General features: G+C 73.4%; 18 protein-coding genes. 9 read left to right on the top strand and 9 right to left on the bottom strand.

Features of this window, described 5'->3' with window-relative positions; all coding sequences use genetic code 11:
- Positions 1-24: 24 nt before the first annotated feature.
- On the bottom strand, positions 25-447 hold the full coding sequence (locus ACIPM1_RS23390; RefSeq protein ID WP_402437897.1) for a hypothetical protein: 423 nt from the start codon (positions 445-447) through the stop codon (positions 25-27).
- Positions 448-679: 232 nt separating this feature from the next.
- On the opposite strand from ACIPM1_RS23390, the gene ACIPM1_RS23385 reads away from it, so the two are divergent.
- Entirely contained in the window at positions 680-1522 is an 843-nt protein-coding gene (locus tag ACIPM1_RS23385; protein WP_402437605.1) for a MurR/RpiR family transcriptional regulator, read from the top strand.
- Between the two features lie 146 nt (positions 1523-1668).
- A complete protein-coding gene (locus tag ACIPM1_RS23380; protein ID WP_402437603.1) occupies positions 1669-2268 on the top strand; it encodes a hypothetical protein in 600 nt (199 codons plus the stop codon).
- A gap of 79 nt (positions 2269-2347) precedes the next feature.
- Here ACIPM1_RS23380 and ACIPM1_RS23375 read toward each other — a convergent pair whose 3' ends face one another.
- The 5 genes from ACIPM1_RS23375 to ACIPM1_RS23355 form a co-directional block, all read right to left on the bottom strand.
- Positions 2348-2722 (bottom strand): hypothetical protein, encoded by a 375-nt coding sequence (locus ACIPM1_RS23375; RefSeq protein WP_356188601.1) that lies wholly within the window; start codon positions 2720-2722, stop codon positions 2348-2350.
- A gap of 16 nt (positions 2723-2738) precedes the next feature.
- Positions 2739-3242 (bottom strand): roadblock/LC7 domain-containing protein, encoded by a 504-nt coding sequence (locus ACIPM1_RS23370; protein WP_402437601.1) that lies wholly within the window; start codon positions 3240-3242, stop codon positions 2739-2741.
- A 13-nt stretch (positions 3243-3255) separates the two neighbouring features.
- On the bottom strand, positions 3256-4098 hold the full coding sequence (locus ACIPM1_RS23365; RefSeq protein WP_402437599.1) for a transcriptional regulator: 843 nt from the start codon (positions 4096-4098) through the stop codon (positions 3256-3258).
- Positions 4095-4487, bottom strand: a complete 393-nt coding sequence (locus ACIPM1_RS23360) for a hypothetical protein (protein WP_356188595.1) — start codon at positions 4485-4487, stop codon at positions 4095-4097. Before ACIPM1_RS23360 ends, ACIPM1_RS23365 begins: the two co-directional genes overlap by 4 nt.
- A 169-nt stretch (positions 4488-4656) precedes the next feature.
- Positions 4657-6042, bottom strand: coding sequence for a diaminopimelate decarboxylase (locus ACIPM1_RS23355; protein WP_402437596.1), 1386 nt, complete (start codon positions 6040-6042; stop codon positions 4657-4659).
- 161 nt (positions 6043-6203) lie between these two features.
- Here ACIPM1_RS23355 and hutU point away from each other — a divergent pair, with 161 nt between their 5' ends.
- From hutU to hutI, 4 genes are read left to right on the top strand one after another with little or no spacing between them, the layout of a single operon-like run.
- Positions 6204-7868, top strand: a complete 1665-nt coding sequence (gene hutU, locus ACIPM1_RS23350) for a urocanate hydratase (RefSeq protein ID WP_402437594.1) — start codon at positions 6204-6206, stop codon at positions 7866-7868.
- Positions 7865-9082, top strand: a complete 1218-nt coding sequence (locus ACIPM1_RS23345) for an allantoate amidohydrolase (RefSeq protein ID WP_402437592.1) — start codon at positions 7865-7867, stop codon at positions 9080-9082. The genes hutU and ACIPM1_RS23345 overlap by 4 nt, the downstream gene beginning before the upstream one ends.
- Positions 9079-10455: a formimidoylglutamate deiminase gene (locus tag ACIPM1_RS23340; protein WP_402437590.1), complete on the top strand. Its 1377-nt coding sequence runs from the start codon at positions 9079-9081 to the stop codon at positions 10453-10455. Before ACIPM1_RS23345 ends, ACIPM1_RS23340 begins: the two co-directional genes overlap by 4 nt.
- Before the next feature lie 59 nt (positions 10456-10514).
- The gene (gene hutI, locus ACIPM1_RS23335; RefSeq protein ID WP_402437588.1) at positions 10515-11711 is read left to right on the top strand and encodes an imidazolonepropionase; all 1197 of its coding nucleotides are present in this window, start codon (positions 10515-10517) and stop codon (positions 11709-11711) included.
- A gap of 161 nt (positions 11712-11872) precedes the next feature.
- Here the strand turns inward: hutI and ACIPM1_RS23330 are convergent, their stop codons facing one another.
- Together ACIPM1_RS23330 and ACIPM1_RS23325 are read right to left on the bottom strand one after the other, a co-directional pair.
- The gene (locus tag ACIPM1_RS23330) at positions 11873-13438 is read right to left on the bottom strand and encodes a ricin-type beta-trefoil lectin domain protein (RefSeq protein ID WP_402437586.1); all 1566 of its coding nucleotides are present in this window, start codon (positions 13436-13438) and stop codon (positions 11873-11875) included.
- Positions 13439-13762: 324 nt separating this feature from the next.
- The gene (locus ACIPM1_RS23325; protein WP_402437584.1) at positions 13763-14698 is read right to left on the bottom strand and encodes an RNA polymerase sigma factor SigF; all 936 of its coding nucleotides are present in this window, start codon (positions 14696-14698) and stop codon (positions 13763-13765) included.
- Positions 14699-14946: 248 nt separating this feature from the next.
- On the opposite strand from ACIPM1_RS23325, the gene ACIPM1_RS23320 reads away from it, so the two are divergent.
- Positions 14947-15324, top strand: a complete 378-nt coding sequence (locus ACIPM1_RS23320; protein ID WP_356188579.1) for an STAS domain-containing protein — start codon at positions 14947-14949, stop codon at positions 15322-15324.
- Between the two features lie 248 nt (positions 15325-15572).
- A complete protein-coding gene (locus ACIPM1_RS23315; RefSeq protein WP_402437581.1) occupies positions 15573-16136 on the top strand; it encodes an ATP-binding protein in 564 nt (187 codons plus the stop codon).
- A gap of 252 nt (positions 16137-16388) precedes the next feature.
- Here the strand turns inward: ACIPM1_RS23315 and ACIPM1_RS23310 are convergent, their stop codons facing one another.
- Positions 16389-17885: an oligopeptide:H+ symporter gene (locus tag ACIPM1_RS23310; protein ID WP_402437579.1), complete on the bottom strand. Its 1497-nt coding sequence runs from the start codon at positions 17883-17885 to the stop codon at positions 16389-16391.
- Positions 17886-18416: 531 nt separating this feature from the next.
- Between ACIPM1_RS23310 and ACIPM1_RS23305 the strand changes: the two genes are divergently transcribed.
- Positions 18417-19094: a response regulator transcription factor gene (locus ACIPM1_RS23305; protein WP_067315233.1), complete on the top strand. Its 678-nt coding sequence runs from the start codon at positions 18417-18419 to the stop codon at positions 19092-19094.
- Positions 19095-19133 lie beyond the last annotated feature (39 nt).

The following is a 19133-nucleotide window of genomic DNA, read 5'->3' as shown; positions in this document are numbered from 1 at the left end:
TCCGCGCGCTCCCCGTCGCCCCGCTCAGTCCTCCCAGTCACCGTCCTGGGGTGACCTGCGCCGACGGCCGCCGAACAGGCCGGGGTTGGCGCGCACGGCCTGGAAGGCGTTGACGCCGACGATGCCCGCCCAGGCGGCCAGCAGCCCGGGCAGATGCGCGACGCCGCCGCCGATCGCGGACAGCGGGATCGCCAGCACCAGCGAGACGATGCCGAACCCGAAGCGCTCGCCCCAGGAGTCGGCGGCCCCCCGGGAGCCCCGCGCCACCGTCATCCGCTGCTCGGCGAGCTGCCGCCGCACCCGGCGCTCCACGGCGCCGTCGATGCGCTGGTCGATCTTCTCCAGGAACGAGTCGACCAGCGCGGACTCGTACTCCTCGCCCAGTTCCCCGCGGGTCCGCAGGGTGGCGTCGAGTTCCTTCTTCAGCTCAAGGTCCCGCGCGTCCATTCCGCTCATGCCGCCAGGCTAGGAACGCCCACCCGCCGGCGCACTGGTGCCAGCCCCCCTCTCGGCGCTGGGACCGGCCCCCGCGACCGGTCCCGCGGCTCTCACGGGGCAAGACACCCGGCCGAAACCTTGCTCCGGGTGTATGGCCTCATGCAGAGTTCTTGGTGTCTGAATAGCAGGTGGTCGGGGAGTACTCTCCCGGGGCGTCGAGACTTCTGAGGGGGAGTACGTCATGAGCGTGACCGACAGCCCGGCCGCACGGCTGCAGGCGCTCTTCGAGGGGCACCGGCTCACGCCGACCCAGCGGCGCATCGCCCACAGCATGGTGCGGCGGGCCGCCGACGTGCCGTTCCTGTCCAGCGTGGAACTGGCCGAGCTGGCCGGGGTGAGCCAGCCCTCCGTGACCCGCTTCGCCGTCGCCCTCGGCTTCGACGGCTACCCGGCGCTGCGCCGCCACCTGCGCGAGGTCGCGCCCGCCGAACCCGCGGCCGAGTCGGCGTCGTACAACGAGTACCAGCAGGCCGTCGAGGCCGAGATCGCGAACCTGAGGCAGCTCGCGGCGGCGCTGGCCGACCCGCGGCCGGTGCAGCAAGCCGGGCGCGTCCTCGCCGCCTCGCGTCCGCTGCCGGTCCTCGGTCTGCGGGCCGCGGCCTCCCAGGCGTACGGCTTCACGTACTTCGCCGCCAAGGTCCACCCGGACGTACGGCTGCTCGACGAGGGCGGCACCATGATCCACGACCGGATCGACGGCGCCGTCCGGGCCGGGGCGAGCGCGCTGCTCTGTTTCGCGCTGCCGCGGCACCCGCGGGAGGTCGTGGACACCCTCGCCTACGCCAGGGACGCCGGGCTGACCGTCGTCACGGTCGCCGACTCCGCCTTCGCGCCGGTCGCGAAGTACTCCGACCTGCTGCTGCCCGCCGCGGTCGGCACCGGGCTCGCCTTCGACACCGCGTGCGCGCCGATGCTGCTCGGCCGGGTCCTGCTGGAGGCGATGTGCGACGACCTCCCGCAGGCGCAGAAGCGCCTGGAGGACTTCGACGCCAAGGCGGCGGCTCGGGGGCTGTTCGTGGAGTGACGGGCGCGGATGCCCGGTGGGTGGCGGCCGGTGGGGTGAGCTTCCGTGCGGCCGCCGGGCGTTCTCAGATTCGTCTCACGAAAGGCCACTAGCCTCCCGGCCCGAACGGAGTGAGTGTGCCGGACGGGACGAGAAGGAGGCGGCACGTGGCACGCGGAGGGCGCGGAGGACAGGGACTGGCCAGGGTGGCCGTCGTGGTGCGGGCCGGGGCGGCTCCCCTGGGATGGCTCGGGGTGTGCGCGGCCGGTGTCGGGGTGCTGGTGCCCGGGCTGACCGGACGCCTGGTCGGCGTCCTGGCGGGCGCCACGCTGTTCGTGGCGACCGCGGCCGTCGTGGCCGTGAGCCGCCGCCGGCGCTACACCGCCCTCGCCCGGAGCGCCGCCCGCGCCGGGCGGAACGACGTGCTCCAGGACCGCGCCGTCAGCGTCCGCGTCTGGCGCCGTGGCCACCGCTGGTGGCTGCTGCTCGCCTTCGCGGCCGCGCTGGGCAGCGCCTTCGCCGTGCCCGCGGCCGGCGGCCTGCTGCTGGCCGGCGCCGGTGCCGGGCTGCGCCTGAAGGCGGCCTGGCTCGGGCGACTCGAGCGGACCGCGGACGCGCTGCTGTGGGTGCGCGTCGACTGGCTGGACGGGCGCGGCGGTCGCCCGGCGGGCACGGCGGTCCGGGCCTGGCGCAGCACGGGCATCGCGGCAGGCGACGCGGCCCCGGGAGGGGCACGCCGCCGCACCGCGGCGCTCGTACGACACTAGGGCCGGCAAGATCCGAAAGAGAGCCCCAGGTCCCGTCTTCCGGCACGCCTGCGGCACTCGGCCTGCAGGGTGGAGCGGATCAGACCTCCAGGTCCTCCTCGATCTTCCTCAACTGGTGGCGGGCCATCGCCAGGTTGGCCCGCTTGGCGTCCAGCGCGAGGTAGAGGAACAGCCCGTTGCCGCCGCGCCCGCTGATCAGGCGGATCAGGTGGTACTGGTCGGTCAGGGTGATCAGGATGTCCTCGATCTGCGCCTTGAGGCCGAGGTGCTCCATAGTGCGCATCTTGGCCCGGACCACATCGGTGTTGCCGGCGGCGGCGACGTTCAGGTCGAAGGTCTTGCTGCCGCCCATCGTGCCCAGCGCCATACCGCTGGTGTAGTCGACGAGCGCGACGCCGGTGGCGCCCTCGATGGAGGCGAGCGCTTCCTTCAGACAGGTCTCTACGTTGGCCATGGTGGTTCTCCTTATCTCAACTTTCGGTGGTGGTAGGCGCGTTGGTGCCGGTGGTGCGTGGCGCGCGCGTGCTTCTGGTCCGTGTGGGGATGGTCCGGGGAGCCGGTTTCGCCGTCCTCGGCTGCGTCCTCGCCGGGCTCCTGGCCGCCGCCTCGGCGTCCATCAGCTCGCCGATGCGGGCTCCGGCCCTGCGGCCCTCCAGGTGCAGCCGGCCGACGTTGACGCGGTCCTGGGCGAGCAGGGTGAGCACGGCGGAACGGCCGGCCGCGTACGTCGCGACATAGCCGTAGACGCCCCGCACGAGCAGTTCCCGCAGATCCCCCTGGCCGGTCACGTCCGCCATGCGCACGGCGACGCCGAGCGCGGTCGCGGTGAGGGCCGCCACGCTCTCCGGCTCCACGCCGGGGGTGTCGTGGGCCAGGACCAGGCCGTCGACACTCGCCGCGAGGGCGCCGGTGAGCTGGGGGACGCGGGCTCGCAACCGGCGTAGCTCCTCCAGGATTTCGGGCTCGGCTGCCATCCGGTGTCTCCTCTCAAAGGGCCTCCAGCGCATCCCTGAGCCTCTTCAGCAGCGTGATGTGGGGGTCTGTGGTGTGGGCCAGCCGCTCGGCGACGGCGGCCGCCACGCCGCCGTCGTCCGGGGCCGGGGCCGGGGCGGGCTCCTGGGGCGCCACCAGGCCCGCGGACACCAGGCGCCGTACGTCCACGAGCGTGTGGAAGGCCTGCCGGCCCAGCGCGTGCGCGAGGTCCGCGGCGGTACGGACGCCGTCGATCAGGGCCAGGAGCCTTCGCTGGCGGGCGGTGGGCTTCGGGGCGCCGCTCGCGTACGTCCGCGCCAGCGGGACGCTGTCGGGCGCCGGGTCGGGCCAGATGGCGTGCAGCAGGTCGCGGCGGCGCAGCGTCTCGCGCTCCAGCGCGGCGACGGGCAGCGACAGGATCGGGCCGAGCCGGTGGGTGATGCCGTAGCGGAAGCGGCCCGGGGTGCTGCTGGGGGAGAGCGCGAAGTACGCGGCGTCGTACAACGAGGCCAGGTGGCACAGCTCCAGCGCGCCCGCGGTGACGTGGCCGCCGTCCAGCAGCAGGCGTGCGGCGCCGCGCCGGTCGTCGGCCCGGGCGACGGCGTCCCGCCAGACGCCGGTTGCCAGCGTGCCGTGGGCGGTGAGCAGCGCGCCCGGGCCGGGAGCCGCGGGGCTCTCCGCGTGCGCCACCCGGCCGTCGACGAGGTAGAGCGAGCCGCGGGCGCGGACGAGGACGCCGGTGGCCCGTTCCTCCGCGAGCCGGGTCAGCATGGGTGACAGGCCGCCCCAGGAGCGCTCGGCGGCCCCGGCCTTGTCCCGGACCGGCAGGCGGGGCGGCGGGGTCTCGACCATGGTCATCCCAGCACCAGCCGTTCGGCCATCTCGCCCAGGCGTATTCGGGCCAGGGCGAGGTTGCCCTCCGCGCGGGCCAGCCACAGGTGCAGGAAGACGCTGCTGTCGAAGGACGTGTCCACGAAGCGCAGCAGGTGGTAGCTGTCCCGGTTGCTGACTATCAGGTCCTCGACCGGGGGGCGCTCGGCCTCCGGGTCGCCGTCGGCGGCGAACGCGCCGTGCTCGGCGGCCAGCCGGGCCAGCTCGGCGGCCTCCGCGGCCGTGGTCTCGTGGTCGCCGCCCGGGGACTCTCCGACCGTGCCCAGCGCAAGCCCGCTCGTCCAGTCGACCAGCGACGCGCCCCGGGCACCGGGCAGTCGCATGGCTTCCAGCAGGCACTCGTCGATTCCGGGCACCGTTGTTCCCCTCCCGCCTGGGGTTCGGCTGAGTGATGCCGACGCTACGCACCGTGTGCGCGGGCGGTGAGGGATATGGCATTTTCCGGTGGAACATGCGACCGAGCGGCTAGTGTGGGTCAACTGACCCGTCATTCACACTAGTTCCACAGGGTGTTCCTGGTGTGCGTCAACGGCCGTCCGGTGCGGGCAGCGTGGTGAGCGCGTTCGCGTGCGCCCCTCCCGACTCGGCCACGATGTCCTGAAGCGTCTGCGGCTCCCGTACGACCGCGAAGGAGGCGCCCCCGGCGCCGTCGAGGGTGAAGCCGTGAATGCCCGGCCGGGCGAGGGAGTTGTAGCCGTAGTGCTGGGCGAAGTAGTACGCGCCGGTGTCCAGCGCCGCCACGTGGTCGCCCGGTTCGAGCGGCGGCAGCGCCCGCCCCTCGGCGAGCAGATCGCCCGCGAAACAGGCGGGCCCGGCGATGTCCTGCACCACCTCGGGCCCCGGCTTCGGCCGTCCCCGGCCGTCGTACGCGGCGATCCGCAGCGGCCAGGCTCCCGGCGCGTAGACGGTCCGGGTCGCCACCTGGACGCCCGCGTGGGTGACCGCGACCGGCCGCCCGCCGGCGGTCTTGGTGTACTCCACCCGCGCCACCACCGTGCCGTGCCGGGCCAGCAGCGACCGCCCGAACTCGGTCACCAGCCCGTACCGCCCGTCGAACAGTCCGGGCACCGTCTCGCGCAGCAGCCGCGCGTACTCCCCGTACGTCGGTGCGGTCTCCTCCGAGGCGAAGTTCACCGGCAGCCCGCCGCCGATGTCGAGGGTGTCGATCCGCCGCCGCCCGGCCCGCCTGTTGATCTCCTCCGCGAGCGCGTACGTCTCCGCCACGCCCCGCGCCATCAGGGGCAGCGGGATGCCCTGGGAGCCGGTGTGGGCGTGCAGCCGGGTCAGCCACGGGCGGTCCAGGCAGGCGCGGACCACCCACTCGCGCGCCCCCTCGTCGCGCAGCGCCACCCCGAACTTCGAGGTCGCCGTCGCCGTCGACAGCGCGTCGATGGAGCCCCCGCCGACCTGCGGGTTCACCCGGATGCCGACGGGTGAGCGGGTCCCGGTGTCCCGGACGACGGCGTCGATGCGGTCCAGCTCCTGCGGGTTGTCCGCGTTGACGGCGATGCCCAGCGCCAGCGCCTCGCGCAGCTCGGCCGGGGTCTTGGCGGGCGAGTCGAGCACGATCCGCGCGGGCGGGACGCCGGCCGCCCGCGCCAGGGCCAGCTCGCCCGGACTGGCCACCTCGGCGCCGATGCCCTCCTCGTCCAGCAGCCGCAGCACCGGCACCAGCGGGGTCGCCTTCACCGCGAAGGCGTGCAGCACCGGCGTGCCCGGCGCCACCACCGCCTCGAACGCGGCCCGCAGCGCCGCCGCCGACTTCCGGATGCCGGCGACGTCGAGCAGGCCGACGAGGGGCGCTTCGGGGCCCAGCAGTCCCTGCGCCACCGCGGCCCGCACCGCCGTGTCCCGCCGGGCCGCCCGCCCCGCGTCCGCCGAGCCCGGCCGCTCCGCGCGCTCCGTGTCCATTCCGTCCCTGGTCCTCTCGCCGCCGGCGGTCATGCATCCAGCCAAACACCGCGAGTGCCCCCACGCGGGCGCGCCGATGTATTGACTAGTTCTATTCAGCGAGTCAGGATGTGAATAACCGCAGCATATTCCGCCGGGAGCAACCCACCAGGAGGCAGACCATGTCAGGACCCCGCCCCGTACGATCGCCGCGCGGTACGGAACTGAGCGCCCTGGGATGGCAGCAGGAGGCCGCCCTGCGGATGCTCCAGAACAACCTCGACCCCGAGGTCGCCGAGCACCCCGACAAGCTCGTCGTCTACGGCGGCACCGGCAAGGCGGCCCGCGACTGGCGCTCCTTCGACGCCATGGTCCGCACCCTGCGCACCCTCAAGCAGGACGAGACCATGCTCGTCCAGTCCGGCCGCCCGGTCGGCGTCATGCAGACGCACGAGTGGGCCCCGCGCGTCCTGATCGCCAACTCCAACCTGGTCGGCGACTGGGCCAACTGGGAGGAGTTCCGCCGTCTGGAGGCTCTCGGCCTGACCATGTACGGCCAGATGACCGCCGGCTCCTGGATCTACATCGGCACCCAGGGCATCCTCCAGGGCACCTACGAGACCTTCGCCGCCGTCGCCGCGAAGAAGTTCGGCGGCACCCTCGCCGGCACGATCACCCTCACCGCCGGCCTCGGCGGCATGGGCGGCGCCCAGCCGCTCGCCGTGACCATGAACGACGGCGTCGCGATCTGCGTCGACTGCGACCCCCGCGCCATCGAGCGCCGCATCGAGCACCGCTACCTCGACGTCAGGGCCGACTCCCTCGAACACGCCCTCCAGCTCGCCGTCGAGGCCCGCGACGCCCGCCGCCCGCTGTCCATCGGCGTCCTCGGCAACGCCGCCGACCTCCTCCCGCGGCTCCTCGCCATGGGCGCGCCCGTCGACATCGTCACCGACCAGACCTCCGCCCACGACCCGCTGGCGTACCTGCCGCTCGGGGTCGCCTTCGAGGACATGGCCGACGCCGCCGCGAAGGACCCGGCCGGCTTCACCACCCGGGCCCGCGAGTCGATGGCCCGGCACGTCGAGGCGATGGTCGGCTTCATGGACGCCGGCGCCGAGGTCTTCGACTACGGCAACTCCATCCGCGGCGAGGCGCGACTGGCCGGATACGACCGGGCGTTCGCCTTCCCCGGCTTCGTCCCCGCCTACATCCGCCCGCTGTTCTGCGAGGGCAAGGGCCCCTTCCGCTGGGCCGCCCTGTCCGGCGACCCGGCCGACATCGCCAAGACCGACAAGGCGATCCTCGACCTCTTCCCGGAGAACGAGTCCCTGGCCCGCTGGATCCGGATGGCCGGGGAGCGCGTCCACTTCCAGGGCCTGCCCGCGCGCATCTGCTGGCTCGGCTACGGCGAGCGGGACAAGGCCGGCGAGCGGTTCAACGACATGGTGGCGTCGGGCGAGCTGGCGGCCCCGCTGGCCATCGGACGCGACCACCTCGACTGCGGCTCGGTCGCCTCCCCGTACCGCGAGACCGAGGCCATGCTCGACGGCTCCGACGCCATCGCCGACTGGCCGCTGCTGAACGCGATGGTCAACGTCGCCTCCGGCGCCTCCTGGGTCTCCCTCCACCACGGCGGCGGGGTCGGCATGGGCCGCTCCATCCACGCCGGCCAGGTGACGGTCGCCGACGGCACCCCGCTGGCCGGGGAGAAGATCCGGCGGGTGCTCACCAACGACCCCGGCATGGGCGTCATCCGGCACGTGGACGCCGGCTACGACATCGCGGAGACGGTGGCGGCCGAGCGCGGCGTCCGCGTCCCGATGCGCGAGGGTGAGGAGCGTTGAGCTTCCACGGCATGTGGGCGGAGCTGCTGCCGATCGGCCGCAGCTCCGCCTCCGGCGGCTACCGCCGCTTCGCCTGGACCGGCGCCGACGGCGAGTGCCGGGCCTGGTTCCGGGCGCAGGCCGAGACCCGAGGACTGGCCTACGAGGTCGACCGGAACGGCAACCAGTGGGCCTGGCTCGGCGATCCGGCCGGGGGCGACGCCGTCGTCACCGGGTCGCACCTGGACTCCGTGCCCGACGGCGGCGCCTTCGACGGCCCCCTCGGGGTGGTGTCCTCCTTCGCCGCCCTGGACGAACTGCGCGACAGGGGAGCGCAGTTCACCAGGCCCCTCGCCGTCGTCAACTTCGGCGACGAGGAGGGCGCCCGGTTCGGCCTCGCCTGCGTCGGGTCGCGGCTGACCGCCGGGCAGCTCACCGTCGAGCAGGCGCACCGGCTGACCGACGGGGACGGGGTCACGCTGCCGCGCGCCATGGAGGCCGCCGGCCACGACCCCGAGGCCATCGGTCCCGACCCGGAGCGGCTCGCCCGCATCGGCGCCTTCGTCGAACTGCACGTCGAGCAGGGCCGCGCCCTGGACCTCACCGGGGACGCGGTGGGCATCGCCAGCGCCATCTGGCCGCACGGCCGGTGGCGGTTCGACTTCCGCGGCGAGGCCAACCACGCCGGCACCACCCGGCTCGCCGACCGGCGCGACCCGATGCCCTCGTACGCCGAGACCGTGCTGGCCGCCCGGCGCGAGGCCGAACTCGCCGGAGCCGTCGCCACCTTCGGCAAGATCGCCGTCGAGCCGAACGGCGTGAACGCCATCCCCTCCCTGGTACGCGGCTGGCTAGACTCCCGGGCCGCCGACCAGGAGACCCTCGACACCGTCGTCACCGGCATCGAGCACGCGGCCCGCGCGTACGCCGCCGAGCACGGCGTCGACCTCGACGTCGTCCGGGAGTCCTTCACGCCGGTCGTCGAATTCGACCACGCGCTGCGTGACGAACTCGGCCGCATCCTGGGCCGGGACACCGGCCTCAAGGTGCCGGTCCTCGGCACGGGAGCCGGACACGACGCCGGGATCCTCTCCGCGAGCATCCCGACCGCCATGCTGTTCGTGCGCAACCCCACCGGCGTCTCGCACTCCCCGGCCGAATCCGCGGCCGAGGACGACTGCGTGGCCGGGGTGCGCGCACTCGCCGACGTACTGGAAGGGCTGGCCTGCAGGTGACGCAGACGCAAGCGCGGGGGCAGGAGCCGGGGCACGGGCAGGGGCGGACGTACTGGCTGGAGCACGCCTGGCTCGGCACGCACGTGGAGCCGGGCGTGGCCCTCGACGTCCGGGGCGGACGGATCACGGCCGTCCGCACGGACGTGGCCGCCCCGGCACCCGGCGCCGAGGTGCTCCGCGGGCTCACCCTGCCCGGGCTCGCCAACGCGCACAGCCACGCCTTCCACCGGGCCCTGCGCGGCACCGTCCAGGTCGGCTCCGGCACCTTCTGGACCTGGCGCGAGGTCATGTACGCCACGGCCGACCGGCTCACCCCCGAGACCTACCACGCCCTCGCCCGCGCCGTGTACGCCGAGATGGCGCTGGCCGGGGTCACGGCGGTCGGCGAGTTCCACTACGTCCACCACGCCCCGGGCGGCACCCGGTACGCCGACCCGAACGCGATGGGCGAGGCGCTGATCGCCGCGGCCGCCGAGGCCGGCATCCGCATCACCCTCCTCGACACCTGCTACCTGTCCTCCGGCTTCGGGCAGCCGCCCAGCACCCATCAGCTCCGCTTCTCCGACACCACGGCCGAGGCCTGGGCCGAACGCTGTGCAGTTCTCAAGGAACGGGATCACGCACGGATCGGGGCGGCCGTGCACTCCGTACGGGCCGTGCCCGCGCGGGAGCTGGCGACCGTGGCGCGGTGGGCGGAGGAACGGCGGGCCCCGCTCCATGTGCACCTGTCGGAGCAGACGGCCGAGAACGACGCCTGCCGGGACGCCCACGGCTGCACCCCGACCCGGCTCCTCGCCGACCACGGCGTCCTCGGCCCGCGCACCACCGGGGTGCACAACACCCACCTCACCGACGAGGACATCGCCCTGCTCGGCGGCTCCGGCACCGGCACCTGCATGTGCCCGACCACCGAACGGGACCTGGCCGACGGCATCGGACCCGCCGCCGCCCTCCAGCGGGCCGGCTCCCCGCTCTCCCTGGGCTCCGACAGCCACGCCGTCATCGACCTGCTCGAGGAGGCGCGCGCGATGGAACTGGACGAGCGGCTGCGCACCCGCACCCGCGGCCACTGGACGGCCGCCGCCCTGCTGCGGGCCGCCACCGCCGACGGGCACGCGGCCCTCGGCTGGAGCGATGCGGGCAGCCTCGCGCCCGGCGCCCTCGCCGACTTCACGACGATCGCGCTGGACTCGGTCAGAACGGCGGGGACACTGCCCCGGCTCGGCGCCGAGACCGCGGTATTCGCGGCCACGGCAGCGGACGTCCGCCATACGGTCGTCGCCGGGCGGCAGATCGTCCGGGACGGGGCCCACACGCTCGTCCCCGACGCGCCGCGGGCGCTGGCGGCCGCCGTCGACGCCCTGCGCGGCTGACCCGCGCCCCGGCCTCCGCGCCGACCCCCGACCCACCGACCCCCGCCCACGAGGACGTCATGAGCAGCACGACCGGCACCAACGGCACGACCACCGTCATCACCAACATCGCCACGCTGGTCACCAACGACCCCTCCCTCGGTGACGGGTCCCCCCTGGGCCTGATCCGGGACGCGGCCGTCGTCATCGACGGCGACCGCGTCGCGTGGACCGGTGAATCAAGCAAAGCACCCGCCACTGACAATCGGGTCGACGCCGGAGGCCGGGCGGTGGTCCCCGGCTTCGTCGACTCCCACTCCCACCTGGTCTTCGCGGGCGACCGCACCGAGGAGTTCAACGCCCGCATGTCGGGCCGGGCCTACAGCGCGGGCGGCATCCGCACCACGGTCGCGGCCACCCGCGCCGCCACCGACGCGGAGCTGGAGGCCAACCTCACCCGCTACCTCGCCGAGGCCCTGCGCCAGGGCACCACCACGTTCGAGACCAAGTCCGGCTACGGCCTGACCGTCGAGGACGAGGCCCGCGCCCTGCGCATCGCCGCCCGCCACACCGACGAGGTCACCTACCTCGGCGCCCACATCGTCTCCCCGGACTACGCCGAGGACCCGGCCGGCTACGTCGCCCTGGTCACCGGCGAGATGCTGGACGCCTGCGCCCCGCACGCCCGCTGGATCGACGTCTTCTGCGAGAAGGGCGCCTTCGACGGCGACCAGGCCCGCGCCATCCTCACCGCGGGCCGCGCCCGGGGACTGCACCCGCGCGTCCACGCCAACCAGCTCTCCTACGGCCCCGGAGTGCGGCTCGCCGTCGAACTCGACGCGGCCAGCGCCGACCACTGCACCCACCTGACGGACGCGGACGTGGACGCCCTGGCCAACAGCCGTACCGTCGCCACGCTGCTGCCAGGCGCCGAGTTCTCCACCCGCGCCGACTGGCCCGACGCCCGCCGCCTCCTGGACGCCGGGGTCACGGTCGCCCTGTCCACCGACTGCAACCCGGGGTCCTCCTTCACCTCCTCGGTGCCCTTCTGCATCGCGCTCGCGGTCCGCGACATGGGGATGACCCCCGACGAGGCGGTCTGGTCGGCCACGGCCGGCGGAGCGGCGGCCCTGCGCCGCACGGACATCGGCCGCCTCGGCCCCGGCGCCCGCGCCGACCTGACCCTCCTGGACGCCCCCAGCCACGTCCACCTGGCCTACCGCCCCGGCGTGCCCCTGGTGACCCGCGTCTGGCGAGGCGGCACGCCCGTGTCCTGACCCGCGCCCTCGCCTCGGGCCTCGCGCCGCGCCCTCGTCTCGGGCCTCGCGCCGCCGCCCCGTCCCCGCGCTCCCGCCGTCGGCTGCGGCGCCCGCCCGCGCTCCCGTCGGCCGGCCGGGCGGCGCTCACCCGTGCCCGTACGCCCTTCGCCGAGGTCCCGCTAGGCCGCCCCCGCCCGCCAGCGCTGGACGGTGTCGCCGTTCAGGGGGTCCAGGGACAGTCCACCGCCCTCGTCCGGGGTGAGAGCGGTCTCGATGGCGATGGCGGGGCGGATCACGCCGTCCGGGTCGACGGCGAAGCGGAGGTTGCGGCCGTGGTCGCCGTAGACCGAGGAGCAGGTCCAGATGCCGACGCCGTTGTCCACCGAGCCCCGGCTGTCGAGGCAGAAGTCCGGATCGGCGGCCGACTGCAGGACCCCGCGGCCGGAGTCCACCCGCCAGCGCTGGGTGGGGGAGGAGGTGCAGCGGGCCGTGACCACGTCCGTGCCGTCGTCGAAGTCGCCCGCCACGTCCAGACAGCGGCCCGAGGCGGCGTTCACGACCTGGGCGTAGGCGGCGCCCGGCGGGTACGCCGGAGTCGGAGAGGGGGTCGGGGTCGGCTTCGGGCGCGGAGTCCGCGGCGAACGGGGCGTGGGCGTCGGCGAAGGGGGCCGGGAGGTCGGGGACGGTGAGGGGGTCGGGGTGGGCGCCGGGACCGTCGCCGTGACCGTGACCCGCACGGGAGCCGCGGGCGCGGTCGCCGAGACCGCCCCGCGCCGGTCCCGCGGGCCGCCGCCCGAGGTGAGCAGCAGGACCACCAGCGGCGTCAGCGCCACGCCGAGCGCCACCGAGGCCAGCGCGTAGCGGCGGTACGGCGGCCAGGGCGCCCCGCGCGCACCGGTGTCCGAGGGCGGCTCGGCCGGCCGCCGGGCCCCGTACGCCGTGCCGCCCCACGGCAGCAGCCCCTCCGCCAGCACGGCGCGCGGGCTCTCGCGCAGCGCGCGCTGCTCCTCGAACGCGGCCGTGCAGTGCGCGCAGCGCGCCATGTGGGCGTCCAGATCGGCGCCGCGGCGGGGGCTGTCCGGCCGTAGGGCCTCCTCGATCAGCCGCCGGAAGTCGCCGCAGCGCGGGTCGTCGGAGGCGGCGAGGCGCGCCCTCACAGACGCCTGCGCCATGGTCTGGAGCGCCTGTGGGGTGCCGTAGGCCACGTCCTCGCGGGTCAGGCCGAGCAGCGTCGCCGTCCGCTCCTCCGGCTCCCCCTCCACGACGCCGTACCAGACCAGGCCCTGGGCGCGGGTCGGCAGCGACTGGAAGGCGGGGAGCAGGGGCGGCACGGGCGTCTCGGGGCCCGCCGTGTTCAGCACCAGCAGAAGCCCCGGGTCGAGGCCGCCGGACCGCTCGTCACGGGCCCAGGAGGCGGCCAGCCGGATCGTCAGCAGCAGCAGGCGCAGCCGCAGCGGTACGCCGGGGTCGGTGCCGCGGGCGGTCTCGCGGGCCGCGAGGGTGAAGGCCTGCGCGGCGAGCTGCCGTGCCGCCGAGTCGCCCGCCGTGCACTGCCGTGCGTAGGCGAGGACCGCGGCGTGGTGGCGGGCCCTCAGTTCGCGCAGCGCGGGGTAGACGACCGGGGTGTCGGCGCGCAGCAGCTCGATGAGCCGCGGGTCGGACGCGTTCGCGTGTGCGCCGCCGCCCTCCTCCGCGTCCGCGTCCCCGGTCCGTACGCCGTCGTCGGTCCCGTCGGCCCGCGCCATCGACCCGCCTCCTCGCACCCCGTGCCGCTGCCGCGTGTGCGGCGGCCGGCCGGTCGGTCGCGGAGCCCTGCCGTACCGGTCGGTTTGCGGGTGACCATAGTGGTGGACGAGGCCTGTGGGGAAAAGAGTTACCCCGAGTAACCGCAACGGGCAACCGGGGAGGCGACGCGGGAGCGGGCCGAGCCTCCGGGGCGCGGTGGGCCCCGCGCCGAGACCTCGTCCCCGGGGCGGCCGGGCACCCCCGGCCCTGGGGGGGCCGAGGGCAACCCCGTCCCCCGGGGGGCCGAGGGCAACCCCGTCCCCCGGGGAAGCCCGCTCAGCGGGTCACTCCTCGACCGTGAGCCCCTTGCGCAGCTTGACCAGGGTGCGTGTCAGCAGGCGGGAGACGTGCATCTGCGAGATGCCCAGCTCCTCGCCGATCTCCGACTGGGTCATGTTGGCGACGAACCGCAGGGAGAGGATCTGCCGGTCCCGCGAGGGCAGCTCGGCGATCAGCGGCTTCAGCGACTCGACGTACTCGATGCCCTCGAGTCCGTGGTCCTCGTAGCCGATGCGGTCCGCGAGCGCGCCCTCGGAGTCGTCGTCCTCGGGCTGGGCGTCCAGCGACGAGGCGGTGTACGCGTTCGACGCCGCCATGCCCTCCACGACCTCGTCCTTGGTGAGGCCGAGGTGCGCGGCCAGCTCCGCCACCGTCGGGGCCCGGTCCAGCCGCTGGGACAGCTCGTCCCCGGCCTTGGCCAGGTCGAGCCGCAGCTCCTGCAGCCGGCGCGGGACGCGCACGGACCACGAGGTGTCGCGGAAGAAGCGCTTGATCTCGCCGATGATGGTTGGCATCGCGAACGTGGGGAACTCCACGCCACGAGCGAGCTCGAAGCGGTCAATCGCCTTGATCAGGCCGATGGTGCCGACCTGGATGATGTCCTCCATGGGCTCGCTGCGGGAGCGGAAGCGGGAGGCGGCGAACTTGACGAGGGCGAGGTTGAGCTCCACGAGCGTGTTGCGGACGTACGCGTGCTCGTGGGTGCCTTCCTCGAGGGACTCCAGCCGCTCGAAGAGGGACTTCGACAGCGCCCGGGCGTCGTCCGGGGCCACTTCGTCGTACGGGGGGATGTCCGGAAGTCCGGCGAGCGCGTCGGCCTGATCGTCCCGCTCTGCGCTCACGCAGTGCAACTCGATGGGATCAAGAAGTTCCGGTGGGGGTGTCGACGTCGCCGTCCGGGTATGCGAGGCGTCGAGCCGGGGTGACATGATGTCCTCCATCGTTCTCGGCATAAGGCTGCCGAAGCCGGTACGTGCACTGCGGTGTGCGGCGCCTCCAAAGCCGGCCGTGTCGGGTACGTGTCTTTACTAGCCCTACCCGCTTCCTTGAGGTCGCCGCAAGTACTTTCTGTACGGATATGTCCGTTTGTGTGCGGTTGTTCGGGTGTCGAAGTGGTGAGGGAAGGCGTAGTGTTCGAGGGCGTCAGAGACGTCAGAGACCAGCCAAGACCCTGGGAGAGAGAGACGGCATGGACCGCGGGACGGTCGGCAGCGCACAGTCGGGCCGGCTTCTGGTGGAGGTGCGGCAAGAGGGCTCCAGTGCCGTCGTGACGCCTGCGGGCGAACTCGACCACCACACGGCCGACCTGCTGCGAGAGCCTCTGGAGGAGTGCCTCGACAAGGGACGTTCGCGTCTGGTCGTGGACTGCTCGCGCCTGGAGTTCTGTGACTCCACGGGCCTCAATGTGCTGCTCGGAGCGCGACTCAAGGCGGAGGCGGCCGGGGGAGGTGTGCACCTCGCCGGAATGCTTCCGGTGGTGGCGCGTGTGTTCGAGATCACAGGGGCGGACGCGGTCTTCACCGTGCACGCCACCCTCGAGGACGCCCTGGCCGACGAGTCCGGCTGATCCGGTCGCCGGGCCGCCGACGTGTCCTCTTCCGTCCCCCTCCGACCGGTACGTATCGGGCGTCACGCCGTTCGTGCCGAAAACGGGGGTGTTCTGCGGGATCGGTCGGGCAGGAGACATCCTGAACGAGTCGCCCGCTCGACGGGGAGCCGACAAGCACCTTGCCGGCGTCTGTATCGACGTACTGACCACATGTCCACAACTGACTTCTGAATCGTGAACTGGTGAATCGGTGAGGTGAAGCGCTGATGAGCACCACCCGGCCTTACTCGCCGGGCGACCGCGGCCCGGAGCCCACCGGTGCTTCCGGGGCGTCCGAGGGGGGCGCGTCCGCGACCGGGGCGTCCGCGACCGGGGCGTCCGCAGGGGGCGCGCCGGCCGTGCCTGCGGTGTCTTCGGGGGGTCGTCAGGTCCGCAGGCTGAGCTTCGACGGCGAGAGCGGCGTCGTGCCGCTCGCCCGTGACTTCACCCGCCAGGCGCTGTACGCGTGGGGCTGGCTGCCCGCCGCGTCCGCCGACCGGCGGGCCGCCGCGGAGGACGTGCTGCTCGTCGTCTCCGAGCTCGTCACCAACGCCTGTCTGCACGCCGAGGGCCCGGACGCGCTGGAGATCACCTGCGACAACAAGGTGATCCGGGTCGAGGTCTCCGACCGCGGCACCGGCCAGCCGGCCCCGCGCACCCCGCACCGCGCCGGGCGCCCCGGCGGCCACGGCATGTTCATCGTCCAGCGGCTCTGCCTCGACTGGGGCGTGGTGCGCCTGCCGGGCGTCGCCGGCAAGAAGGTGTGGGCCGAGCTGGGGACGCCGGCGTAAGGAGCCGGGACCCCGCACGGGCCACCCGCGGTCACCCCCGACGCCCGTACCGCCTCTTCCGCGCGCCGGATCCCCACGGATCCGGCGCGCGTCGCGTCCGGCCTCGGTTCGACCACGACGACCCGGACCCCCTCGAAGAAGCCCCGAACGGGGGCACGACCCCGCGAACCCCTGGTACGACCCCGGAAACGCCCGGAGGGCCGTCGCACCCCGTGGGATGCGACGGCCCTCCGCGGACCTCGGGGACGTGCGTCAGTGCACGTCGCCCATGAGCTCCCTGACCTTCTTGCGGTACATCAGCACCGCCACGCCGGCGAGCGCCGCGAGGGCCGCCTGCAGGGCCACGATGCCCGTCTTGTTCAGGTCGACACCGGCGATGGAGAGCAGGCCGGTCGTGGCGTCACCGGCGGTGACGGCCAGGAACCAGACGCCCATCATCTGGGAGGCGTACTTCGCGGGCGCCATCTTCGTCGTGACCGACAGACCCACCGGGGACAGGGTCAGCTCACCGACGGTCTGGACGAAGTAGATCGCCACCAGCCACATCGCGGCCGCCTTGTGGCCGCCGTCGGCGATGCCCAGCGGGACGAGGAAGAGGAAGAAGGACGCGCCGATCATCAGCAGGCCCATCGCGAACTTCGCCGCGGTGCTCGGCTCCTTGCCGCGCCGGGCCAGCGCCAGCCACGCCCAGGCGAAGACCGGGGCCAGCGCCATGATCATGACCGGGTTGACCGACTGGTACCAGGAGACCGGGAAGTTCCAGCCGAAGATCGTGTTCTTCGCGGAGGAGTCGGCGAACAGGGAGACCGTGGAGCCGCCCTGGTCGTAGATCATCCAGAACACGGCCGCGGCGACGAAGAACCAGATGTAGGCCGTCATCTTCGACTGCTCGGCGCGGTCGAGCTCCTTGTCCCGCTTGATGCGGGCGATGACCATGACCGGGATGATCAGTCCGGCCAGGGTGATCGGGACCAGCAGCCAGTTCAGGGTGTAGACGCCGGAGAAGCCGACGATCGCGTAGAAGACGGCCGCGACGCCCGCCCACAGGGCGGCCTTCATCAGGCTGGCGCGCTTCTCCTCGGCCGACAGCGGGGTCGGCACGATGTCGGAGCGGGAGTCCAGGTGGCGGGTGCCGAGCAGGAACTGGATCAGACCCAGCGCCATGCCGACCGCGGCCAGCGCGAAGCCCAGGTGCCAGTTGACGCTCTCACCGACGGTGCCGATGACCAGCGGCGCGAGGAAGGCGCCCAGGTTGATGCCGATGTAGAAGAGGGTGAAGCCACCGTCACGGCGCGGGTCGTCCGGACCGTCGTAGAGGTGGCCGACCATCGTGGAGATGTTGGCCTTCAGCAGACCGGAACCGATGGCGACCAGACCCAGGCCGGCGAAGAAGGTGCCCGAGGTGGGCAGCGCCAGCATCAGGTGGCCGAGCATGATGATCACGCCCGCGACGGCGACCGTCTTGCGCGGGCCGAGGACGCGGTCCGCGAACCAGCCGCCCGGCAGGGCGAGCAGGTACACGAGTGAGAGGTACACCGAGTAGATCGCGGTCGCGGTGGCCGCGTTCATGTGCAGGCCGCCCGGTGCCACCAGGTACAGCGGGAGCAGGGCCTTCATGCCGTAGTAGGAGAAACGCTCCCACATCTCGGTCATGAAGAGGGTGGCCAGGCCGCGGGGGTGGCCGAAGAAGGTCTTCTCGGAACCGGGGGTGCCCGGGCGGACCGAGTCCTTCGTCAGGCTGGACGCCATGGTCGTTCCTTGCTGGTCGGGACGCGCAGCGGTGAGCTGGTACGCGCCCGGTGGGGGCAGCCGGCACCGGCAGGACCGTTCGTCCACCCCACGCCCGGGGGGAGTCCGCTCCGGATCACGGAGCGGGGGACTGCGGTCGCCGGGATCCACACCTCTACACGCGTTGATGCGTGCACGAGGCCCGGCCCTAGGTCATTCCGTTCAGGGCGGGCATCAGCCAACCCCGCACACAAATGAGACCTTCAGCGTCAAGAGACGAGCGCCGAAGGTCCCCGGTGTGTTACAGGCGTTCAACTCACCATACGGCAGGACACCGCCGCATATGGAAGGACTTGAGACACGGATCACAGGGAACGGGGGAACCGTGAACAGCCTTTCGAAGGTGGAGTGACCTCCTCTCCTCAAGGATCGCATCCCGCGGTCATTGGTCCGTACCGCCGGGTGGCGGCGGGCGGAAAGGTAAGAACGGCTGCCGACGATCACACCGCAGCTCCGCCCCGGGTCCCCGCATCGGCGGACTACCATCAGCTCATGACCCGTGTACTGCTCGCCGAGGACGACGCGTCCATCTCGGAGCCGCTGGCCCGCGCACTGCGCCGGGAAGGTTACGAGGTCGAGGTGCGTGAGGACGGACCCACGGCGCTCGACGCCGGAATGCAGGGCGGCGTCGACCTGGTCGTGCTGGACCTCGGCCTGCCCGGCATGGACGGCCTGGAGGTCGCCCGCCGGCTGCGCGCCGACGGCCAGACCGTGCCCATCCTCATCCTGACCGCCCGGGCCGACGAGGTGGACACCGTGGTCGGGCTCGACGCGGGCGCCGACGACTACGTCACCAAGCCCTTCCGCCTCGCCGAGCTGCTCGCCCGCGTCCGGGCCCTGCTGCGGCGCGGCGCCGCCGAACCCCAGCAGCCGCCCGCCACGCACGGCGTGCGCATCGACGTCGAGTCGCACCGCGCCTGGATGGGCGACGAGGAACTCCAGCTCACCGCCAAGGAGTTCGACCTGCTGCGGGTGCTCGTGCGGGACGCGGGCCGGGTCGTCACCCGCGACCAGCTGATGCGCGAGGTCTGGGACACCACCTGGTGGTCGTCGACCAAGACCCTCGACATGCACATCTCCTGGCTGCGCAAGAAGCTCGGGGACGACGCGGCCAACCCCCGTTACATCGCCACCGTGCGCGGCGTGGGCTTCCGCTTCGAGAAGAGCTGAGCACGCCTCCGGGCGCCTCGCAGGTATTCGCAGGTAAGA

It is taken from the genome of Streptomyces sp. NPDC086766, assembly GCF_044746005.1.
Lineage (GTDB): Bacteria > Actinomycetota > Actinomycetes > Streptomycetales > Streptomycetaceae > Streptomyces.
The sequence above is the reverse complement of the archived record's forward strand: the minus strand, read 5'-3'. Positions and strand labels throughout refer to the sequence as shown.

Bases quoted from the DNA above. Each gene is read 5' to 3' on its own strand.
- ACIPM1_RS23310 (WP_402437579.1), bottom strand. From the start codon at position 17,885: ATGGCGTCCAGCCTGACGAAGGACTCGGTCCGCCCGGGCACCCCCGGT.
- ACIPM1_RS23375 (WP_356188601.1), bottom strand. From the start codon at position 2,722: ATGGCCAACGTAGAGACCTGTCTGAAGGAAGCGCTCGCCTCCATCGAG.
- ACIPM1_RS23365 (WP_402437599.1), bottom strand. From the start codon at position 4,098: ATGACCATGGTCGAGACCCCGCCGCCCCGCCTGCCGGTCCGGGACAAG.
- hutI (WP_402437588.1), top strand. From the start codon at position 10,515: ATGAGCAGCACGACCGGCACCAACGGCACGACCACCGTCATCACCAAC.
- ACIPM1_RS23325 (WP_402437584.1), bottom strand. From the start codon at position 14,698: ATGGAGGACATCATGTCACCCCGGCTCGACGCCTCGCATACCCGGACG.
- ACIPM1_RS23305 (WP_067315233.1), top strand. From the start codon at position 18,417: ATGACCCGTGTACTGCTCGCCGAGGACGACGCGTCCATCTCGGAGCCG.
- ACIPM1_RS23385 (WP_402437605.1), top strand. From the start codon at position 680: ATGAGCGTGACCGACAGCCCGGCCGCACGGCTGCAGGCGCTCTTCGAG.
- ACIPM1_RS23315 (WP_402437581.1), top strand. From the start codon at position 15,573: ATGAGCACCACCCGGCCTTACTCGCCGGGCGACCGCGGCCCGGAGCCC.
- ACIPM1_RS23330 (WP_402437586.1), bottom strand. From the start codon at position 13,438: ATGGCGCGGGCCGACGGGACCGACGACGGCGTACGGACCGGGGACGCG.
- hutU (WP_402437594.1), top strand. From the start codon at position 6,204: ATGTCAGGACCCCGCCCCGTACGATCGCCGCGCGGTACGGAACTGAGC.
- ACIPM1_RS23370 (WP_402437601.1), bottom strand. From the start codon at position 3,242: ATGGCAGCCGAGCCCGAAATCCTGGAGGAGCTACGCCGGTTGCGAGCC.
- ACIPM1_RS23390 (WP_402437897.1), bottom strand. From the start codon at position 447: ATGGACGCGCGGGACCTTGAGCTGAAGAAGGAACTCGACGCCACCCTG.
- ACIPM1_RS23320 (WP_356188579.1), top strand. From the start codon at position 14,947: ATGGACCGCGGGACGGTCGGCAGCGCACAGTCGGGCCGGCTTCTGGTG.
- ACIPM1_RS23355 (WP_402437596.1), bottom strand. From the start codon at position 6,042: ATGGACACGGAGCGCGCGGAGCGGCCGGGCTCGGCGGACGCGGGGCGG.